19 protein-coding genes are annotated in these 21,572 nt (G+C 38.7%); 13 read left to right on the top strand and 6 right to left on the bottom strand.

Features of this window, described 5'->3' with window-relative positions; translation table 11 throughout:
• Nucleotide 1: 1 nt before the first annotated feature.
• A complete protein-coding gene (locus MKY07_RS13945; RefSeq protein ID WP_339262729.1) occupies nucleotides 2-637 on the bottom strand; it encodes a 5,10-methylene tetrahydromethanopterin reductase in 636 nt (211 codons plus the stop codon).
• Between the two features lie 280 nt (nucleotides 638-917).
• Nucleotides 918-2,006: a Xaa-Pro peptidase family protein gene (locus MKY07_RS13940; RefSeq protein WP_339262727.1), complete on the bottom strand. Its 1,089-nt coding sequence runs from the start codon at nucleotides 2,004-2,006 to the stop codon at nucleotides 918-920.
• A gap of 118 nt (nucleotides 2,007-2,124) precedes the next feature.
• Between MKY07_RS13940 and MKY07_RS13935 the strand changes: the two genes are divergently transcribed.
• Nucleotides 2,125-2,805 carry a metal-dependent hydrolase gene (locus MKY07_RS13935; protein ID WP_014823112.1) on the top strand — a complete coding sequence of 227 codons (681 nt, stop codon included), beginning with the start codon at nucleotides 2,125-2,127 and terminating at the stop codon, nucleotides 2,803-2,805.
• A gap of 215 nt (nucleotides 2,806-3,020) precedes the next feature.
• Nucleotides 3,021-4,328 carry a DRTGG domain-containing protein gene (locus tag MKY07_RS13930; protein WP_008407772.1) on the top strand — a complete coding sequence of 436 codons (1,308 nt, stop codon included), beginning with the start codon at nucleotides 3,021-3,023 and terminating at the stop codon, nucleotides 4,326-4,328.
• 46 nt (nucleotides 4,329-4,374) lie between these two features.
• On the opposite strand, the gene MKY07_RS13925 is transcribed toward MKY07_RS13930, so the two are convergent.
• Nucleotides 4,375-4,686: a YtpI family protein gene (locus MKY07_RS13925; protein WP_014823113.1), complete on the bottom strand. Its 312-nt coding sequence runs from the start codon at nucleotides 4,684-4,686 to the stop codon at nucleotides 4,375-4,377.
• 92 nt (nucleotides 4,687-4,778) lie between these two features.
• On the opposite strand from MKY07_RS13925, the gene MKY07_RS13920 reads away from it, so the two are divergent.
• The 8 genes from MKY07_RS13920 to MKY07_RS13885 all read left to right on the top strand — a co-directional run bounded on the left by MKY07_RS13920 (nucleotide 4,779) and on the right by MKY07_RS13885 (nucleotide 14,974).
• The gene (locus MKY07_RS13920; RefSeq protein ID WP_014823114.1) at nucleotides 4,779-5,723 is read left to right on the top strand and encodes a bifunctional oligoribonuclease/PAP phosphatase NrnA; all 945 of its coding nucleotides are present in this window, start codon (nucleotides 4,779-4,781) and stop codon (nucleotides 5,721-5,723) included.
• A gap of 19 nt (nucleotides 5,724-5,742) precedes the next feature.
• Nucleotides 5,743-8,817 (top strand): DNA polymerase III subunit alpha, encoded by a 3,075-nt coding sequence (dnaE, locus tag MKY07_RS13915; RefSeq protein ID WP_339262723.1) that lies wholly within the window; start codon nucleotides 5,743-5,745, stop codon nucleotides 8,815-8,817.
• Between the two features lie 239 nt (nucleotides 8,818-9,056).
• Nucleotides 9,057-9,692 carry a GntR family transcriptional regulator gene (locus tag MKY07_RS13910; protein WP_014823116.1) on the top strand — a complete coding sequence of 212 codons (636 nt, stop codon included), beginning with the start codon at nucleotides 9,057-9,059 and terminating at the stop codon, nucleotides 9,690-9,692.
• A gap of 26 nt (nucleotides 9,693-9,718) precedes the next feature.
• Nucleotides 9,719-10,591 carry an acetyl-CoA carboxylase, carboxyltransferase subunit beta gene (gene accD, locus MKY07_RS13905; protein WP_339262721.1) on the top strand — a complete coding sequence of 291 codons (873 nt, stop codon included), beginning with the start codon at nucleotides 9,719-9,721 and terminating at the stop codon, nucleotides 10,589-10,591.
• Nucleotides 10,584-11,540 carry an acetyl-CoA carboxylase carboxyl transferase subunit alpha gene (gene accA, locus MKY07_RS13900; RefSeq protein WP_008407766.1) on the top strand — a complete coding sequence of 319 codons (957 nt, stop codon included), beginning with the start codon at nucleotides 10,584-10,586 and terminating at the stop codon, nucleotides 11,538-11,540. The genes accD and accA overlap by 8 nt, the downstream gene beginning before the upstream one ends.
• 155 nt (nucleotides 11,541-11,695) lie before the next feature.
• Nucleotides 11,696-12,655 carry a 6-phosphofructokinase gene (gene pfkA, locus MKY07_RS13895; RefSeq protein ID WP_014823118.1) on the top strand — a complete coding sequence of 320 codons (960 nt, stop codon included), beginning with the start codon at nucleotides 11,696-11,698 and terminating at the stop codon, nucleotides 12,653-12,655.
• 28 nt (nucleotides 12,656-12,683) lie between these two features.
• On the top strand, nucleotides 12,684-14,444 hold the full coding sequence (gene pyk / locus MKY07_RS13890) for a pyruvate kinase (RefSeq protein ID WP_008407762.1): 1,761 nt from the start codon (nucleotides 12,684-12,686) through the stop codon (nucleotides 14,442-14,444).
• A 140-nt stretch (nucleotides 14,445-14,584) separates the two neighbouring features.
• Complete coding sequence (locus tag MKY07_RS13885) at nucleotides 14,585-14,974, top strand: FxsA family protein (RefSeq protein ID WP_014823120.1); 390 nt, start codon at nucleotides 14,585-14,587, stop codon at nucleotides 14,972-14,974.
• Here the strand turns inward: MKY07_RS13885 and MKY07_RS13880 are convergent.
• On the bottom strand, nucleotides 14,958-15,926 hold the full coding sequence (locus MKY07_RS13880; protein ID WP_065215512.1) for an AI-2E family transporter: 969 nt from the start codon (nucleotides 15,924-15,926) through the stop codon (nucleotides 14,958-14,960). The genes MKY07_RS13885 and MKY07_RS13880 overlap by 17 nt on opposite strands.
• A 262-nt stretch (nucleotides 15,927-16,188) precedes the next feature.
• Between MKY07_RS13880 and citZ the strand changes: the two genes are divergently transcribed.
• From citZ to mdh, 3 genes are all read left to right on the top strand, one after another.
• Nucleotides 16,189-17,304 (top strand): citrate synthase, encoded by a 1,116-nt coding sequence (gene citZ, locus MKY07_RS13875; protein WP_008407756.1) that lies wholly within the window; start codon nucleotides 16,189-16,191, stop codon nucleotides 17,302-17,304.
• A gap of 79 nt (nucleotides 17,305-17,383) precedes the next feature.
• Nucleotides 17,384-18,646, top strand: a complete 1,263-nt coding sequence (icd, locus tag MKY07_RS13870; RefSeq protein ID WP_008407755.1) for an NADP-dependent isocitrate dehydrogenase — start codon at nucleotides 17,384-17,386, stop codon at nucleotides 18,644-18,646.
• A 217-nt stretch (nucleotides 18,647-18,863) separates the two neighbouring features.
• Nucleotides 18,864-19,802, top strand: a complete 939-nt coding sequence (mdh, locus tag MKY07_RS13865; RefSeq protein ID WP_339262718.1) for a malate dehydrogenase — start codon at nucleotides 18,864-18,866, stop codon at nucleotides 19,800-19,802.
• 47 nt (nucleotides 19,803-19,849) lie between these two features.
• On the opposite strand, the gene MKY07_RS13860 is transcribed toward mdh, so the two are convergent.
• Nucleotides 19,850-20,617: an ABC transporter permease subunit gene (locus MKY07_RS13860; RefSeq protein ID WP_008407752.1), complete on the bottom strand. Its 768-nt coding sequence runs from the start codon at nucleotides 20,615-20,617 to the stop codon at nucleotides 19,850-19,852.
• 12 nt (nucleotides 20,618-20,629) lie between these two features.
• On the bottom strand, nucleotides 20,630-21,568 hold the full coding sequence (locus MKY07_RS13855) for a sulfonate ABC transporter substrate-binding protein (RefSeq protein WP_339262716.1): 939 nt from the start codon (nucleotides 21,566-21,568) through the stop codon (nucleotides 20,630-20,632).
• Nucleotides 21,569-21,572: the final 4 nt, after the last annotated feature.

Below are 21,572 nucleotides of genomic sequence, written 5' to 3'. Positions count from 1 at the left end.
TTTATTTAACCGAGATTAACTCAGTTGTAATATTACCTTCAAAATCGGTAATGCGAATAATACCGTGATCTTTTGCTAAGTAGATTTTCGAGCCGTTTGGATATTTTAAGACTACTACATTACGGAATGTTCCTGCTTTTGTTTTAACTGTTGCATTTGTGCTTTCAACGTAAACGGGTGTTGTTTCCGTAGTACCGTCATATAAATAATTCGTATCGGTAATTGTTGTTTTTTCTTTCATCGGGTAGCTTAATGAGAAGAAAAATATATCTGAGTAGGCAACTCCTAATGCAAGCTGCTGCTGATCTTCAATATACGTATAGCCGATATAGTCTTCTTCCAACAATTCTACCGAGTTTTCGATCGATTTATTTTTAGAAGCGGTATATGTTTTTTGTCCGGCATCTTCAAACGAAGGTTTATACGTATAGCTGCGATTTACTTTTGGCATAAAGCCTGTATTCGAGACAGGAGCTTTTTCCTTTACCGTTTTGTTCGGTGATGCACTATTTGAAATGACTTCATTATTTACCTTACTTGTTTGACTCGCTTCGGCTTCCGTATTCCATTCAATTTGACTTATTGGCAATAGTGTAAGCAAAATTATAAGTAGCGTTGTAAATGACCATTTTTTCATAATGCACCACTTCCTTTCGGTTATTTTTAAGTAATTAATCTTCTATTCCTCATTTTTGCTTTTAGAAAACAAGTTAAAAATTGTAAAGTGGATAATTGGTTGAAACGCCTACCAAAATTTAAAAGCGAGCAGACCTCTGTAAAGGACTGCTCGCTATAGTATATGCAAATTTAATAGTTTCTATACAATTTACTTGTTTAATAATTTACCCCGCATTAACGAGTAGTACGCGAAAGCGTAGCGGTAAAGGGGATGAAGCCCTACTAATCGAAGTTTAAATTTATAAAATTACAAGTTCTTTTGTGAATGATGTAAGTACTTCCACACCATCATTTGTTACAACGACATCGTCTTCGATACGAACGCCTGCAATATCCGTTTTATAAATGCCAGGTTCAATTGTAAAAACTGTTCCTTCATTTAGAACGAATTCGTTGGCGCCGTTGATCGACGGGAATTCGTGAACTGAAATACCAAGACCGTGGCCTAAACGGTGAGTGAAGTATTGGCCATAGCCTGCATCTGTAATAACATCACGGGCAATTTTATCCAAGTCCATCGCCCGGACCCCTGGTTTAACTGCTTCAATTGCTGCTTCGTTTGCGCGGCGAACAGCATTATAAATTTTAATTTGCTCGTCATTTGGCTGGCCGAATGCTACTGTTCGCGTAATATCTGAACAATACCCTTCGTAAATAACACCCAGGTCAAATAAGATTAGGTCACCTTTTTTAATTTTGCGGTTTCCAGGTGTTCCATGAGGAGAAGCCGCTTTTTCTCCAGCCAATACCATTGTATCAAAGCTCATCGCATAGCCTTTTGCCTTAATAGCTGATTCAATTGTATTTAAAACTTCCATTTCTGTTACGCCTTCTGCAATTGCATCACAGCCAACCTGAATTGCGTAGTCCGCTAATTCGGCAGCTTTACGTAATTTTTCAAGTTCCGCTTCATCTTTTGAAATACGAAGCGCGTTAATTTTTTCATCAATACCTGCAAATTTTAATTGCTCATAGCGTTCTTGGATCGCTTCTAAACGCTCAACTGTTAAATGAGATTTCTCAATAGCCAATGTATCGAAGGCAACGTTGCGAGCCTCGACATTTTTTGCAACAACATCCCAGGCATTTTCAGTATCTTCATGTCCGACAACGTCGAAAGCCCATCCTGCAGCTACTGCATCAGGCATTTCCATTTTAGGGCAAATTAAAAACGGTTCCGCGTCCTTAAATACCATAACACCAAGTAAACGTTCATGCGGCTCACTTTTAAAACCGGAAAAGTAAAAGACATTATCAGGTGTTGTAATAAAAGCAGCATCCCAACCATTTTCTTTTAAATGATTTTGTAATTGTTTTGATTTCGACATTGTATAAAACTCCTTTGTTATTCAATTAATGAATTCGCCGTATAAGCATATCAAAAAAAGGAGAATTGTGCATATTTATCGAATGATACAAGGAAGGTTATTTTAGGAGGTATGTTAAATGCAGATTTCATTTCACGGACATTCCGTCGTTAAAATTGTGACAAACGGGACAACGATTTTAATTGATCCTTTCATTAATGGAAATGGACAAACAGATTTAAAGGTTGAAAACGAAAAACCGGATGTCATTTTATTGACGCATGGACATAATGATCATGTTGGTGATACTGTACAATTAGCTAAAGCGCATGATGCACTTGTAGTTGCACCAAACGAGCTTGCAGACTATTTAGGCTGGCAAGGGTGCAAAGTACACAATATGCATATTGGTGGTGCACGCCAATTTGAATTTGGAAAAGTGAAATTTACACAGGCGTTTCATGGTTCGTCATACGTAACGGAAAACAATGAAATTATCTATACGGGAATGCCGGCCGGAATTTTATTTACGGCAGAGGGAAAAACAATTTATCATGCTGGTGATACAGCATTATTTGGAGATATGGAGTTAATTGGGAAACGTCATCCAATTGACATTGCTTTTTTACCGATTGGCGACAACTTTACGATGGGACCTGAAGATGCAGCTTATGCGGTTTCGTTATTAAAACCGAAAATTGTTGTGCCTGTCCACTACAATACATTCCCGCCGATTGAACAAAATCCGGCTGACTTTGCGAATCTTGTTGAAGACGCACAAGTACAAGTATTGCAGCCAGGGGAATATGTGAAATTCTAATTTACTGCTGACGCAATCAATTTGATACTATTTGTACTAAAAACTCAAACTGCCCACAATATATTTTGTTGGGCAGTTTGTCTTATTTAATTGATGAGCTTTTTCTTACATTTATAAGCAATTATACGGGTATATGTATTGAAAATAGTATAATTGCGCCGTTTAAATATGGTACACTAAAGACATAAATGAATGATGAGAAATAGGTGATGTAATTGTCAACGAAACACGAGAAGATTTTACAATACATTGAATCACTACCAGTTGGCGATAAAATTTCGGTTCGTCAAATTGCAAAGGAAATGCAAGTGAGTGAAGGGACAGCTTACCGAGCGATTAAAGAAGCTGAAAACCGACGTCTTGTAAGCTCAATCGAACGTGTAGGAACGATTCGAATTGAAAAGAAAAAGAAAGAAAATATTGAACGCTTAACATTTGCTGAAATTGTAAATATTATAGATGGTCAAGTATTAGGTGGAAAATCAGGTCTCCATAAAACATTGACGAAATTTGTAATAGGTGCGATGAAGCTTGATGATATGATGCGCTATACAGATGCGGGGAGCCTGCTCATTGTCGGAAACCGTACACAGGCCCATGAATATGCATTGAAAACAGGGGCAGCAGTATTAATTACAGGCGGTTTTGATACAACAGAATCGACTAAAGACTTGGCCGACGAATTGGATTTACCGATTATTTCGACAACGTATGATACATTTACGGTGGCGACGATGATTAACCGTGCCATCTATGACCAATTGATTAAAAAAGACATTTTACTGATCGAAGATGTGTATGTTCCGATGGAAGATACAGCTGTATTAAAAAATAATGATACAATTGCCGATTTCCATAGACAGAACCGTCGTACGACACACGGGGCTTTCCCTGTAGTGACAGGCCAAAACAGACTTGTCGGTATGATTACGAGCAAGGACGTGATCGGGAAAGAAGAGTCAGAGCCTATTGATAAAGTAATGACGAAGAACCCGATTGCTGCTTCAATGAAAACAAGTGTTGCTTCAGCAGGACACCGAATGATTTGGGAAGGAATCGACTTGCTTCCTGTCATTGATGAAGAAGGGCTATTAAAAGGGGTTATCAGTCGTCAGGATGTATTGAAGGCAATTCAATTAGCACAGCGTCAGCCTCAGCATGGCGAAACGATTGATGATCTAGTGAAAAATGAAATGCGTGTAATGGGTGAAGAGGACATTGAAGTTGAATTTACTGTTACACCGCAAATGACAAATCAGTTTGGTGCGATTTCATATGGTGCCTTTACAATCCTATTATCCGAAGTCGGGGCTTTTGCATTGAAGCGTCGTAAGCGCGGGGAAGCGGTAGTTGAAAATATGAACATTTACTTCATCAAGCCCGTACAGATGGAAAGCGTATTAACAGTCCGTCCTAGAATTTTGGACATGTCTCGTAAATTCGTGAAAATGGACTTTGAAGTATACAGCGCGACAAATCTCGTTGGAAAAGCGATGATGACATTCCAGCTATTAGAACGATAAAAAGGGTCTTGCTGAAAGTAAAACGCTTTCGACAGACCCCGCTCTTTTACCTGTTTAATTCGTATTCTTCCTTTATGTATCGGCCTTCATGCTGCATGCGTTTATAGTTATTGACACCTAAACCTGCACCAACGATAAGGAAAACAGCAGCAACGGCAAACCCTAAAATATCCGGATACAGAATCGTTGCATTAAGACCAAAGAAGATGAGAAATGCGGCAAGCGCAACTCCGGCTTTCGCAGTATACCATTTACGACGAATAGGCAGTGTCGAACGGAACTGCTTTGTTTTAAAATAGAAATAACATACGAGTGACGCTATAATACAGGCAACAAACAGAAAATTTAAATAGACCATAGTGAACCTCCTAATAGCCAAACTACTAAATATTGTAACGATTTTTAATGGAAAATGATATAGGTATTCATTATGGACGAGGAGGAAATGTTTTGAAACGTCAAATTATTGACAAAATTAAACAGTATAAAACAATTATTTTGCATCGCCATGTACGACCGGATCCAGATGCATACGGTTCACAAATAGGTTTGGCTGAGTTAATTCGCACAAATTATCCCGAAAAAGTGGTATACACGGTCGGTGAGCATGACGACTCATTATCTTTCATGGCTTCTCCGCAGCAAATTGAAGATGCGCAGTTTGAAAAGGCACTGATTATTGTGACAGACACAGCGAATACAGAACGTATTGATGATCAGCGCTATGTAAATGGCGACTTTCTAATTAAAATCGACCACCATCCAAATGATGATGCATATGGCGATTTATTATGGGTGGATACGGATGCCAGTTCATGCAGTGAGATGATTTATGAGCTCTATGAAGAAGGCAAAACGTATGCGGATTGGAAAATGTCAGATGAAGCGGCACGCCTGTTATTTTCGGGAATTGTCGGTGATACAGGGCGGTTCTTATATCCGAGTGCGAGCCCGAAAACTTTTGAAACAGCAGGACAACTTGTACAATATAATTTCGACCGTAACGAAGTATTTGATGGGATGTACGAAATGGAACGCAAACTATTAAATCTTCAAGGTTATATATACCAGCATTTTGAAATGGATGAAGACGGGGCGGCCTCGATAAAATTACCTAAAGCCATTTTACAGCAATATGATGCTACACCTTCCGAAACCTCTTTATTAGTCAGCTCATTGGGCAATGTAAAGAATATCCGAGCATGGGTGATGTTCATTGAAGACAATGATGCGATTCGCGTTCGTTTACGTTCGAAAGGTCCTGTTATCAACGGTCTTGCGAAAAAGTATAATGGTGGCGGACATCCATTGGCGTCCGGTGCTACAGCTTACTCTTGGGAAGAGGCAGATCGAGTAATTGAAGATTTGAAAGTCATTTGCAGTGAATATAAATAATATGATGGAGGGATGACGGGTGACTGTATATCCGCAAGTACGGACAAGTGCCGATTTATTGAAAAGTACAATTCGTATAGAAGAGCTCATCCCTTTTTTACATCATCAAAAGGCAAAAAGCTGTGCAATTGTTAATACGAAATTGTACGGACTTTTGCCTTTTTGGTTTGAAATGAAAAGGGCAGGTATTCATCCGGTAGTAGGCTTGACAATTCAGCTTGAATTGTCAGAAGAACAATCATTACCGCTTGTTTTATATGCAAAAACAAATGAAGGATATCGTAATTTATTGAAAATTTCCAGCAGTATCGCCATTCGTCCGGAGCAAACGATTCCGTTACGATGGCTGCTTGCATATGGCAAAGGAATTGCTTTTATGATTCCCGCGCTCGAACAGCAGGCGATATGGTTACAGCAAATGGTAGAGCCAGTATTGGCAGAATTCATGAAGGCTTATCCGGATGAAGTGTATATCGGGATTTCCCGTTTATCCGACACAGCTAGTTTGGAGAGTTCGGCAGTCCAGCTCGCTGAAAAAAATGCACTTCCAATTGTTGCTACACATGAAAGTCTGTTTTTCAATGAAGAGGACTTCTTTGCCTATGAAGTGGCACAAGCCATTCATACCGGTGTAAAACTGAATGAGGCTGTTCAGAGTAATAAACAGGAAAATCATTTACTGACAGCCGAACAATGGCAGCAAAAATTTCATGATCAGCAACAATGGCTCGTACAATTGGAAAATTTATTATTAAGCTGTCAAATTGAACTGAACACAAATAATGTTTATATGCCGAAGTTTCCGGTTGGAGAAGGGGAGACGGCGGAAAACTTGCTGCAGCAGCAAGTAATGACTGGTTTACAGCGACGTTTAAATACGAATACATTGCCTGGTCATTATGTTGAACGGATGAACTATGAGCTTCATGTTATTCAGTCGATGGGCTACTCAGATTATTTTCTGATTGTTGCCGACTTTATGCAGTTTGCTCGTGAAGCCCAAATATTAACAGGTCCTGGCCGTGGTTCTTCCGCATCTTCTCTTGTTGCATTTGCACTCGAGATTACACAGGTAGATCCATTGCAATACGATTTGCTGTTTGAACGTTTTTTAAATCCGGAACGTATTACATTGCCGGATATCGATATCGACTTTTTAGATACGAGACGGCATGAAGTCATTCAGTATGTGGCGAAAAAATACGGCAAACAATATGTCGCGCAAATTATTACGTTCGGTACATTATCAGCCAAGGCGGTTGCCCGAGATGTAGCCCGTATGTTCAATTTTGAAAGTGAAGCATTGGAAATGATTTCAAAGCTTATTCCAAATAAACCTGGCATTACATTGAAGGAAGCATATGCAATGTCGGAAAACTTGAGAGCATGGATTACAGCGGAGCCTATCCGTCAAAAGTGGTTTCAAACATCACTAAGATTGGAAGGTCTTCCAAGGAATGCGTCAACACACGCAGCGGGGGTTGTATTGAGTCCTGTTCCATTAGTCGATGTCGTGCCAATTGAAGAAGGACATGACGGGATATTTTTAACACAGTGGCCTATGCAAGAAGTGGAGCAAAACGGGCTGTTGAAAATTGACTTTTTAGGGCTCCGAAATTTAACGATTTTAGAGCAAATCCGGAAATCGATTCAGTTTACCCATAATAGACAAATTAATTTTAATCACATTCCGCTCAATGATGAAAAAACATTTGAGCTTTTACAAAATGGCGACACTAATGGCATTTTCCAGCTTGAGTCGGACGGTATGAAAAATGCACTACGTGAAATTAAACCGACCCACTTTTTAGATATTGTTGCGGTCAATGCATTGTATCGACCGGGCCCAATGGAATTTATCCCGATGTACGCAAGAAGAAAGCATAAAAAAGAGCAGGTAATTATGCCTCATCCGCATTTAACACCGATTTTGGAAGAGACATACGGCGTTATTATTTATCAGGAACAAATTATGCGAATTGCAAATGTGATGGCTGGCTTTTCTTTTGGACAGGCTGATTTGCTGCGTCGTGCTGTGAGTAAAAAGAAACGTGACGTGTTGGAGCAGCAGCGAGCTTCTTTCGTAAAAGGAGCCTTAACAAAAGGCTATACACAGCAGGCAGCCGAAGAAGTATATGCATTAATTGTACGTTTTGCTGATTATGGTTTCCCGAAAAGCCATGCCGTTGCCTATAGTGTTATTTCTTATCAAATGGCGTACTTAAAAGCCAATTATCCTGTGAATTTTTATGCTGCCCTTTTGACAAATGCAACAGGCAACCCGGACAAGCTTGCTCAAATTTTAATGGAGGCAAAAGCAAAGGGAATCGAAATTTTACCACCATCGATTAATCGAAGTATGCGTCACTTTAAAGTGGAAAGCGGGAAAATCCGATTTAGTTTGTCAGCCATTAGAGGTGTACCGCAGCCTTTTATGCAAAAACTGTTACTTGCACGTGAAGAAAGACAAAAGCCGTTTGATTCTATTTTTGATTTGGCGGTGACGTTGACGACAGCAAATTTCAACAGGAAAATTATCGAACCGCTCATTAAAGCAGGTGCACTTGATGAATTCGGGAAAGATCGTGCCACACTACTTGCCACTATTGAAGGCGCGCAAAAACAGGCTGATTTTGTACGTCCAGGCGGGGATGACTTGTTTGAAGGGGCATTACTGGCATTTGGCAAACCGAAATATAGTGAAACATCCCCAATACCGGAAAAAATTAAGCTACAATACGAAAAGGATGTGCTCGGTTTTTATTTATCGGACCATCCAATTGTAAAATTACGAAGTCAATTCCCTGAAGTAACTGCAACTGTTCAAACATTGGCGCAACTTAAAGACAATGCATTTGTAAAAATGATCGGTCAAGTCAGGGAAATGCGCCAGCTCCGCACAAAGCGCGGTGAATTGATGGCATTTGTACAAATGGAAGATGAGTATGGAACAGTATCCTTAACCTTGTTCCCGAAAGAATATGAACAAGTTGTCGGGAAAATCCGAGAAGAAGGATTGCTTTATATAGAGGGCTTTTACGAGCACCGATTTAATAAACAACAAATAAAAGTTAAACAGATTATTATAAAATAAATAGCAATAAAGAGCGCTTTCTAATAGCTTTAGAGGCGCTCTTTTTATATGGGTTCAGCTAAATTTATCGAAAAAACAGAAATCTAGTTATATATTCGCAAATTTTATTATATATAAAATATAAGTTTTACATTTTCTCTTTACAATGAGAAAAACATTTTGTATTCTTACTTTAGTAACTGGTCTGACCACTTTTGTTAATAATAATGGAATGCGTAGGACACGGTGAGGTGAAAAATTTGGAAGATAAGCCCGCAAAAAAGATGTTTATTCAAATTGTTAAGCAATTACACGATTTAATTGAAGAACAAAATATTCAGGAAGGGCAAAAGCTTCCTTCAGAAAGAATGTTAAGCGAGCAGCTACAAGTGGGAAGGTCTTCGGTTCGGGAAGCATTACGCAGTCTGGAGTTACTTGGCTTGATCGAAACAAGGCATGGCGGTGGTACATATTTGTCAAGTATGCAACACCATCAGTTTGTTGAAATTGTCAGCTCTTTTATATTACAGGACGAAAAATCGATCGCGGATGTGCATGCAACAAGACAAATGCACGAAAAAGAAGCGATCCGAATTATTTGCCAGTCTGACAATTTAAGGGCACTGCCGATTTGGGAGAGCTTTTTTGTAAAGGTAGAACTTGGGCAGGAGTTAAAACGAGAAGACATACTTCGTGAGTGTATGATCGTTTCAGGGAACCGCCTCGCATTAAAAATTTGGCTCCAGCTTCTTTCTTTCAGCAATAATCTATCGGCAAATGAAATTACAGAAGAAGAGAAAATGGAATTAAAAATACTGCTTGCTTCATTGCAAATGGGATATATACAAGAAGCAATTGATTCATATGAAAAATGGATGATCATTATTAAAGAATGATTACGTCAATATAAAGGGGGATTACGATGGCAATTCGTGATTTATTTACAATTAGTCGTAAAAAAAATACTGATAATATTACTAGAAAAGAAGATGAAAAATCCTTTCCGGAAGGCATCGTGACAAAATGTCCAAAATGTAAAACGATTCATGTCACAAAAGAACTCGAAAAAAACTTAAAAGTATGCGCGAAATGTCAGCATCATTTTACTTTGACAGCCAATGAAAGAATCTCCTGTTTTTTAGATGAAGGTTCGTTTGTATCAATGGACGATCATCTTCAAACAACAAATCCGTTAAACTTCCCTGCATATGTGGAAAAAGTGGAAGCGGATATTAAGAAAACAGGGTTAAACGAAGCTGTATTAACAGGTGTAGGTGCATTAAAAGGGATGCAGGTTGTTGTAGCGGTAATGGATTCGCATTTCCGTATGGGGTCTATGGGATCAGTTGTTGGTGAAAAAATTACACGCGCTGTAGAAAAGGCGACAGAGCTGAAAGTGCCGTTTATTATCTATACGGCAAGTGGCGGTGCACGTATGCAAGAAGGCGTATTATCATTAATGCAAATGGCAAAAACGAGTGTGGCTCTAAAACGCCATAGCGAGGAAGGCCTACTATATATTTCAATTTTGACGCATCCGACTACAGGTGGTGTATCAGCAAGTTTTGCATCGATTGGTGATTATAATATTGCAGAGCCTCAAAGTCTGATAGGGTTTGCGGGGCGTCGTGTAATAGAACAAACGGTACGTGAAAAGTTACCGGATGATTTCCAGACAGCAGAATTTTTATTAGATCATGGACAGCTTGATGCAATTTTTAACCGAACAGAAATGCGCGACAAAATTGCAACAATTGTTAAATTGCATGTACAAGGAGGCGTATCGCATGTCTAAATTAATGGCATTTGAAGAACCGGTTGTAAAACTTCGTGAAAAAATTGTAGAGTTAAAAACAATTGCCACGGAAGCAGATGTCGATATGACAGGGGAAATTGAAAAGTTGGAAACTCGCTTGGAGGAACTTGAAAAAAGCGTATATGCCAATATGGAACCTTGGCACCGTGTACAAGTAGCCCGTCATGCTGATCGTCCGACGACACTGGAATATATTGAACGAATTTTTGAAGATTTTATCGAAGTGCATGGGGATCGTACATTTAAAGATGATGCAGCAATTGTTGGCGGAATTGCATCGTTTAATGGTCAACCCATTACGATTATTGGACACCAGCGCGGAAAAACGACAAAGGAAAATATTCGCCGGAATTTTGGTATGCCTCATCCGGAAGGTTACCGCAAGGCGTTACGTTTAATGAAACAGGCAGAAAAATTCAAACGCCCAATTATTTGCTTTATAGATACGAAAGGTGCATATCCGGGCAAAGCAGCCGAGGAACGTGGCCAAAGTGAAGCGATTGCGCGTAATTTGTTTGAAATGGCCGGTATTCGGGTACCGATCATTAGTATTGTAATTGGTGAAGGTGGAAGCGGCGGTGCACTTGCACTTGGAGTGGCAAATAAAATTTTGATGCTTGAGAATTCAACGTATTCCGTAATTTCTCCAGAAGGAGCTGCATCAATTTTATGGAAAGATGCAAGCTATGCGAAAGAGGCTGCTGAAGCGATGAAAATAACAGCACTTGATTTAAAGGAGCTTAAAGTAATTGATGGAATTATTCCGGAAGTTGCCGGCGGTGCCCATAAGGATGTTGAGCAGCAGGCGATCTTTATGAAAGAATATCTTACAAACATTCTTAATGACCTAAATAAAGAGAGTGCAGATCAATTAGTTGAAAATCGTTATATGAAATTTAAAAATATTGGACAATATATAGAACAATAAGGTTGTTTTATAACAGTATTGTACTACGAAGAATGCGTGTGAGCGCATTCTTCATTTTTTTCAAAAGCATTTCAATTTGTTTTCTAGAATAGTTACATATGAGCGTGTTTTCTGTTAATGTGGATAGTAACAGCGTAATAGGAGGAAAAGGTCGTATGAAGAAGATTGCGGTTTTAACGAGTGGTGGAGACGCACCTGGAATGAATGCTGTTATTCGTGCAGTCGTTCGTAAAGCGCGTTTTCATAATGTTGATGTTGTCGGTGTATATCATGGTTATGAAGGACTCTATAATGGGAACTTTGAACTTTTAGATATTGGTTCTGTTGGCGATATTATTCAAAGAGGCGGAACGAAACTGTATTCAGCACGTTTCCCTGAATTTAAGCAGGATGATATACAATATAGAGCAATCGAACGCATGAAAGAAGAGGGAATCGAAGGTTTAGTCGTCATTGGCGGAGATGGTACTTATCGTGGAGCAATGCAATTAACTGATAAAGGATTCCCGTGTGTGGGTATTCCGGGTACAATCGACAATGATGTACCCGGTACAGAATATACGATTGGCTTTGATACAGCACTGAATACAGTCGTTGAATCGATCGATAAAATCCGAGATACGGCAACAAGTCATGAAAATACGTTTGTTATTGAAGTAATGGGCCGCGACGCAGGAGACATTGCTCTTTGGGCAGGTTTGGCAGCTGGTGCAGAATCGATTTTAATACCGGAAGAGGCGTATGATCTGGATGATATTGTTACACGTCTTGAGCGTGGAGTAGCTCGTGGAAAGCGCCACAGTATTATTATTGTAGCTGAAGGTGTAATGAATGGTCATAAACTGGCGAACCTTTTAGAAGAACGCACAGGGATTAAAATTCGGACATCGGTATTAGGTCATATACAACGAGGAGGGTCTCCATCGGCTCGGGACCGCGTTTTAGCAGGAAGATTTGGTGCAAGAGCGGTAGAGCTATTGTTGGAAAACAAAGGTGGTAGAGCAGTTGGCGTGAAAAATCACGCTATAATCGATTATGATTTAAGAAAAGCATTTGAAACTAAGCACCAGGCAGATTTAAGTTTGTATACATTATCAAAAGAGCTTTCAATTTAAAGTGCATAAAAACGGAGATGACAAAACTATGAGAAAAACTAAAATTGTTTGTACTATTGGACCGGCTAGTGAATCACCAGAAATGTTAGAAAAGTTAATTGAGGCAGGGATGAATGTTGCCCGTTTAAACTTCTCACACGGAAATCATGAGGAACATGCGAATCGTATTGCTGCAATTCGTGATGCAGCAGAACGCATGAAAAAACCGGTTGGAATTTTATTGGACACAAAAGGACCTGAAATCAGAACACACTCAATGGAAAACGGTGAGTTGCATTTAGTAACAGGACAAGTAATCGATATTTCGATGACAGAAGTTTTAGGAAATGAATCACGTTTCTCCATCACATACGATCAGCTGATTGAAGACGTAGATCAAAACGATATAATTTTATTGGATGACGGCTTAATCGAATTGCGTGTACTTGCGAAAGATAGCGAGCAAGGTTTAATTCATACAATCGTTGAAAACGCCGGTATTTTAAAAAATAAAAAAGGTGTAAATGTACCGGGTGTTTCTGTGAAATTACCGGGTATTACTGACAAAGATGCAGCGGATATTTTATTCGGTATTGAGCAAGGGATCGATTTCATCGCGGCTTCATTTGTTCGTACTGCAAAGGATGTACTCGAAATTCGAGAGCTGCTGGAACAAAATAACGGCAGCCACATTCAAATTATCCCTAAAATCGAAAACCAAGAAGGCGTTGACAACATTGATGAAATCATTGAAGTTTCAGACGGTTTAATGGTGGCACGTGGTGACTTAGGTGTAGAGATTCCTGCAGAAGAAGTACCATTAGTACAAAAATCATTAATCCGAAAATGTAACCAAGTCGGCAAGCCTGTTATTACAGCTACACAAATGCTTGACTCCATGCAGCGCAATCCACGTCCAACTCGTGCAGAAGCATCAGACGTTGCAAACGCGATTATGGATGGCACAGATGCAATCATGCTTTCAGGAGAAACAGCAGCTGGTCTTTATCCGGTAGAGTCTGTAGCTACAATGAACAAAATTGCGATTCGTACGGAAAACGCATTGGATTACCGAGCAATTGTATCAAAACGAAGCCGTGAAAAAGAAGCAAATATGACAGAAGCTATTTCACAGGCGGTTGCCTATACTTCAATTAATCTTGGTGTTAAAGCAGTATTAGCTCCAACCGAAAGCGGAAATACTGCAAGAATGATTGCAAAATATCGACCAGGTGTATCAATTATCGCAGTTACAAGTCAGCCTAATGTTGCACAGAAATTGACATTAGTATGGGGCGTTAAACCAATTTTAACGCAGCGTGTTACTACAACGGATGAGATTTTAGAGTTATCAGTTGATGAAGCGCTAAAACATGAATTTGTCAGCCATGGTGATGTAGTTGTTATTACTGCAGGTCTTCCAGTTGGCGAAGCAGGTACAACGAACTTAATGAAAGTACATGTCATCGGTGACTTATTGGCACGTGGACAAGGTATTGGTAAACTGTCAGTTGTTGGTAATGCAATCATCGCCAACAATGCAGCCGAAGCGTTGGCTTACGACACAGAAGGAGCAATTATTGTAACAGTAGGCTCTGACCGTGAAATGATGCCGGCAATTGAAAAATGCGCAGGTATTATTACGGAAGAAGGCGGGCTAACATCCCACGCGGCTGTAGTCGGCCTAAGCTTAGGAATTCCTGTTATTGTCGGTGTAAAAGAAGCAACTACTTTAATTCAGCACGGACAGGAAATTACAATGGATGCTGAAACTGGTGTTATTTATAAAGGACATGCCAGCGTTCTTTAAGATTAATAAGTGAAAAATTTAATTTAGTACAGCAAAACCACCATTTTTATTAAAAAATGGTGGTTTGTTTTTTGCTATAACGCTTATTGAAACTTTTTCTGCGCTGTTTCGTATAAAATAGAAGAAGAGGAGGTTCATAAATGAAAAAGATATTATTTGGATTACTGGCACTAGTATTTGCTGAAATTGCGGTATTTATCGTAATTGGAAATGCAATCGGTGTTTTCTATACATTGCTCTTAATTATTTTCACATCCATAGCAGGACTGCTAATTGCCAAAAAACGTGGGACAAAATCTATACAGGATATTCAAAAGAGTATGCAGCAAGGTCAGCCTCCTGCAGTACCGGTCATTGAGACATTTATGATTTTTGTTGGCGGTGTACTTTTGGCGGTACCTGGCTTTATTACGGATATTCTCGGAATATTATTTGTTTCAGGAATTACGCGAAATCTGTTTAAACCGGTCATCTTCTACTATTTACGTAAAAAGATGAAAAGAGGCCAAGTCGTTATTTTGCAAAAATAGCATGTTGTTTTACCTTAATGGCAATCATCAGTAAGATTGGACTAAGGATGATTCCGTAAAAACCAAATAGTAAAACTGAGGCAGCGCTGATTAGAAATGTGTGGATCATACGTAAATGCAACGTATGTGACCAGAGCATGGATTCAGTTAGCTGCCTTATCATTTGTACCATAAAGTACAGAACCAATATGGCAATACCTATCATCGGTTCGTCTACAATAAAATAGTAAATAGAAACTGGAATAAGGAAAATGCCGATTCCTAAAAAAGGCAGGCAATCTGCAAAGGCAATTAAAAAAGCTTTAATTACAAATGCTTCAAACTTTAAAAAATAAAATCCAATACATAGCAGGATAAACGTCAGTGTAAACAATTGCATTTCCACAACGATAAAGCGGCCGATAAGCTCCATACCTTTTTGGAAGTAGCGTGCCCATGTAGTGCGATAAGCTTTCGGTATGTAAGCAAAAAACCATAATCGGTTTTTATAGCTCTCCATCAGTGCGAAGTAGAATGTGACAATGAAAATAAAAAACTCAAATATAGATTGAAAACTATTTTTTATAAAATTGATTGTGTAAAACAGCAAGTCCCTTATAAAACTTTGGAGCTTCTCAACAATAAACGGAAGAAGCGGATGTTTCATATAGGTGCTATCCAAAGATAAGAGTGTTGACTGCAGCTGAGGGAGAATGGTGATAAAGCTATGAATAATCAGCATGATCACAGAGACGACAACCGAGAATAAAAATACCGAAAGTATAATGACAACGAGAAAGAATGGTAGTTTAAATTGCTGTTTGAAAAAGAGGAAGACGGGAAACAGTAAATAAGCGAAAAATAGACCGAAAATAATAGGAGGAATGAAATAAAAAAGGACAAAATAAAGTAGAAGAACGATAATGTTCCTACTTTTTACTAGCCATTGGTTTGTTTTATTTGTATAATCCATTTATCTCACTCCTAATTAATACCTTTATTAACTCATTACAAATTATAAATTCTCTTTTTTGCGTGAATTCTATCACATATGTGATTTTTTCCTAAAATCCTACTAATTCATTCACAAAGCCGTCAAAATTGATTATAATGAAATTTGTAAGCGATTTACTTATAGGTTCAATTGAGCAGAACGATATGAGTGTGCGACTTTTTAATAGAGTAAAAAGAAAGCACTTACAAAATTAATTTACTAAGTGAAGGAGCGATTTTTTATGTCAGCAACAAAAGGTTTAGAAGGTATCGTAGCAGCAGAATCGAAAATTTCTTCAATTATCGATGATACACTTACATATGTAGGGTATGGCATCGACGACCTAACTAACAATGCGACTTTTGAAGAAGTAGTATTCTTGTTATGGAACACGCGTTTACCAAACGCTGAAGAATTAGCTAACTTAAAAGAAGAATTAGCTAAAAATATGGAAATTCCAGCGGCAATCACAGATTTATTCAAATCTATGCCTTTAAACACAGTGCACCCAATGGCAGCACTACGTACAGCGGTATCAATGTTAGGTGCATTTGACGAAGAAGCAGATGTTATGGAAGCTGAAGCAAACTACCGTAAAGCGATCCGTTTACAAGCAAAAATTGGTACAGTAGTAACTACTTTTGCACGTGTACGTCAAGGTAAAGAACCAGTTGCTCCAAAACCAGAATTAGGTTATGCAGCAAACTTCTTATATATGCTGAAAGGTGAAGAACCAGCAGCAATCGAAATTGAAGCATTCGATAAAGCGTTAATCTTACACGCTGACCATGAATTAAACGCTTCTACATTTACTGCACGTGTATGTGTTGCGACATTATCAGATGTATACTCTGGTGTAACTTCTGCAATCGGCGCATTAAAAGGCCCATTACACGGTGGTGCTAACGAGCAAGTTATGAAAATGTTAACTGAAATCGGATCAATTGATAAAGTTGAATCTTGGGTTCAGAACAAATTAGATAACAAAGAAAAAATCATGGGCTTCGGTCACCGCGTATACCGCAAAGGCGACCCACGTGCACCTCACTTACGTGTAATGTCTGAAAAGCTTACTAAATTAACAGGCAAACCAGAATTATACGATATGTCAGTGAAAATCCATGACATGATTGTTGAGCAAAAGAAATTACCTGCAAACGTAGACTTCTTCTCAGCATCAGTATATGATTCTTTAGGTATCGAGCATGACTTATTCACACCAATCTTCGCAGTATCTCGTACTTCAGGTTGGGTAGCGCACATTTTAGAACAGTATGCAAACAACCGTCTAATCCGTCCACGTGCGGAGTATGTTGGTCCAGATATGCAAAAATACGTTCCAATTAACGAGCGCTAATTAAAAAAGTATGTTAAAATATCTGGGACTGTGATTTGACACAGTCCTAGATTTATGATTATTAGGAGGCAAATTTCCAATGACTAACAAAATCGTAGTAGAGAATGGTAAATTAAACGTTCCAAACAATCCTGTTATTCCTTTCATCGAGGGTGACGGTATCGGTCCAGATATCTGGGCTGCAGCATCTCGCGTAATTGACGCAGCTGTAGAAAAAGCTTATAACGGTGAAAAGAAAATCGAATGGTTAGAAGTATTAGCAGGTGAAAAAGCATTCAACAAAACGGGTGAATGGTTACCAGCTGAAACTTTAGAAAAAATCAACGAATACTTAATCGCTATTAAAGGTCCTTTAACAACTCCAATCGGCGGCGGTATCCGCTCTCTAAACGTAGCATTACGTCAAGAGTTGGATTTATATGTTTGCTTACGTCCAGTACGTCACTTTGACGGTGTTCCTTCACCAGTTAAACGTCCAGAAGATGTTGACATGGTAATCTTCCGTGAAAACACTGAAGATATCTATGCTGGTATCGAGTACAAAGCTGGTTCTGACGAGCAAAAGAAATTATTAAACTTCTTACAAAACGAATTAGGCGTTAACAAAATTCGCTTCCCAGAAACTTCTGGCTTAGGTATTAAACCAGTATCTAAAGAAGGTACTGAACGTTTAGTACGTTCTGCAATCGAGTACGCTATTTCACACAACCGTCCATCAGTAACTTTAGTACACAAAGGTAACATCATGAAATTCACTGAAGGTGGATTCAAACAATGGGGTTACGATGTGGCTGAAGCTGAATTCGGCGACAAAGTATTCACTTGGAACCAATACGATGCAATCAAAGCTGAGCAAGGCGAAGCTGCTGCAAACGAAGCACAATCTAAAGCTGTTGCAGAAGGCAAAATCATCGTAAAAGATTCTATTGCTGATATCTTCTTACAACAAATCTTAACTCGTCCTAACGAGTTCGACGTAGTAGCAACTATGAACTTAAATGGTGACTATATCTCTGACGCATTAGCTGCTCAAGTTGGTGGTATCGGTATCGCTCCAGGTGCTAACATTAACTACTTAACTGGTCACGCTATTTTCGAAGCTACTCACGGTACTGCACCTAAGTATGCTGGTCAAGATAAAGTAAACCCATCTTCAGTATTATTATCAGGCGTATTAATGCTTGAGCACTTAGGATGGCAAGAAGCTGCGGACTTAATTACAAATTCAGTAGAGAAAACAATCTCTTCTAAATATGTAACTTATGACTTCGCACGTTTAATGGACGGCGCTACAGAAGTTAAATGTTCTGAATTCGCTACAAAATTAATCGAAAACTTCTAATCAAAAGTTTTAAACATTTGCCTATATATGTGAAATTATGAACAAATTGTTTAGTAATGAATAATATAGTTATATAATTTTACACAATTGGAAATAGTTTACTTTGAGATTTGAAATAATTAATAGTAAAAAAAGGGAGAAAGCATTATGTTTTCTCTCTTTTTTTTTATATAATTTTCATGACACAAATCTATTTACGATGAAGGAGTGGTTCTTGGTGACATTAAAACGTAAAAAAATCTCCGTTATTGGTAGTGGTTTTACAGGGGCAACCGCAGCATTTTTGGCAGCGCAAAAAGAACTAGGTGATGTTGTAATTATTGATCTTCCATCAGCAGAAAATCCTACGAAGGGAAAAGCATTGGATATGTGGGAAGCATCGCCTGTACAAGGCTTTGATTCTTATGTAAAAGGCTCTTCCGATTATGAGGATACCGCAAACTCAGATGTCGTTTTAATAACTGCGGGTGTTGCCCGGAAGCCAGGAATGAGTCGAGATGATTTAGTACAGATTAATCAAGGTGTCATGAAAGCCGTTGCATCAGAAATTGCTCGTACTTCACCTGATGCAACGATTATTGTTCTTACAAATCCAGTTGATGCGATGACCTATACAGTATTTAAAGAATCTGGTTTCCCGAAACATCGGGTAATTGGACAATCGGGTGTGTTGGATACTGCCCGTTTCCGTGCATTTATTGCCGAGGAACTGAATGTATCGGTAAAAGATATATCTGCACTTGTATTAGGAGGTCACGGTGATACAATGGTGCCTTTAATACGGTATGCTTCGGTAGGAGGCGTTCCTTTACAAAGCTTAATACCTGCACAACGTTTAGAGGAAATTGTACAGCGTACACGTGTAGGTGGTGGTGAAATCGTGAATTTATTAGGGAATGGCTCGGCTTATTATGCACCGGCTGCGGCAATGGTGGAAATGGCAGAGGCAATTATAAAGGATCAAAAACGAGTCTTACCGGCAATTGCCTATTTAGAAGGTGAATACGGTTATGAGGGGATTTATTTAGGTGTTCCGACATTATTAGGTGCTGGCGGTATCGAGAGAATATTCGAACTTGAGCTTACAGCAGATGAAAAAGCAGCGTTAGATCAATCCGCAGATGCCGTAAAAGATGTAATGAAAGCACTGAAATAAATAAAAAAGGGTTTCGGTTATTACCGAGGCCCTTTTTGGTTTTTCATTTATTGATACACGGGATTCCATTTTAATAATTTCTTCTCTAATAGTTTTGCAATGGAATCTGCAATTTTTCCTAAAATCGCATATAAAATAATCGCCAACACAACAATATCAAGTTGCATATACTCACGGGCATTCATCGACATATAGCCGATTCCCGAACTTGCTGCTACTGTTTCTGCAACAATTAAAGTAAGCCACATAATTCCTAATGAGTAGCGAATACCGACCAAAATCGATGGCATTGCACCTAAAATAATTACTTTAAAAAACAGCTTGTATTTCGAAAGATTATAAATTTTACCCATTTCGATTAACCGTGGATCAACATTGCGGATACCATGGTATGTATTGACATAAATCGGGAAAAATACGCTGATTGCAACTAAGAAAATCTTTCCTTCTTCACCCACACCAAACCAAATAATAACTAAAGGGATGAGTGCCAAATTCGGGATGTTTCGCAGCATTTGAATAGTTGTATCTAAATAACGCTGTGCAAAAGGAACAATTCCATTTAAAATACCGATGACAAAAGCGATACTGCCGCCGATTAGGAACCCAATTAAAGCACGCGTCGTACTAATTTGAAGATGATCAAACAGAACACCGGAAACAGCTTGTTCATAGCCTGCTTTTACTACATCGGAAGGGGCAGGCAAAACTGTGTTGGCCAGAATACCTGTTTTATTCGATACTTCCCATATGATAATAATTAAAATTGGGATGATCCATGGCTCAATCAAATGAATCCATTTTTTCTTCTTCATTTTTCTCACCTCTTATGGTTTCCAAATATGGTTTTCGAGATTTTCTACAAGATTACTTGTTAAGCCAATGTCATATAAATCTTCATTTAGTCTTTGTAAATCTGCTTGAGCGCCTTCATCCAAATAACTAGCTACAGATGAACGGCGGGCTAAGCTTGTTACCCATATATCTGCGGCAATACCTGTATTCTCTTCAAGAATTTCTGCTGCCTCGCTTGAATCAGTATCAATGGCTTCACCAACTTTAGATAGTTCTTCCACATAGGCAACGACCGCATCCTTATTGGATTCGATGAATTTATCAGATGAATAGTAGAAACTGCGGTGTTCAACAATACCTTCTGCTGTAGTTAAGATTTGATTGCCTTTACTTTCGGAAACCGTCATATACGGATCCCAAATTACCCATGCATCCACATCGCCGTTCTCAAAAGCAATATTTGCATCTGCCGGGCTTAAAATAACCGATTCTACATCGTCCAGAGTCAAGTTAACTGTTGCTAGAGCAGTAACTAATAAATACTCTGAAATTGAAGCTTTATTGTACGCAATTTTTTTTCCTTTCAATTGTTCGATAGATTGGATAGATCCATCATTTTTCACTAAAATACCTTCCATTTGTGGAGACGATTCTTCACCTGCAATGTATTTGAAATTCATTCCTTTTGATAGTGCCATCATTGATGGTGCATCACTTGCATTGGCAAAATCGATGGCCCCGGAGTTTAATGCTTCAAGAATCGAACTTCCTGTATTGAATTCAGACCATTCCACTGAATAACCTAATTCCATTAATCGTGATTCCAATTCGCCATTCGATTTTAATAGCAATGTTGTCCCGTTTTTCTGATAGCCAATGCGTACTTTTTTATTTTCTGCATTCGATGATGCGCACCCGACTAAAATAACCGATAAAGTTAAGAGAAAAAAGATGGATAATAGTTTTTTCATTTGT

Source organism: Solibacillus sp. FSL W7-1472 (assembly GCF_037969775.1).
Classification (GTDB): Bacteria; Bacillota; Bacilli; order Bacillales_A; family Planococcaceae; genus Solibacillus; species Solibacillus silvestris.
The sequence above is the reverse complement of the archived record's forward strand: the minus strand, read 5'-3'. Positions and strand labels throughout refer to the sequence as shown.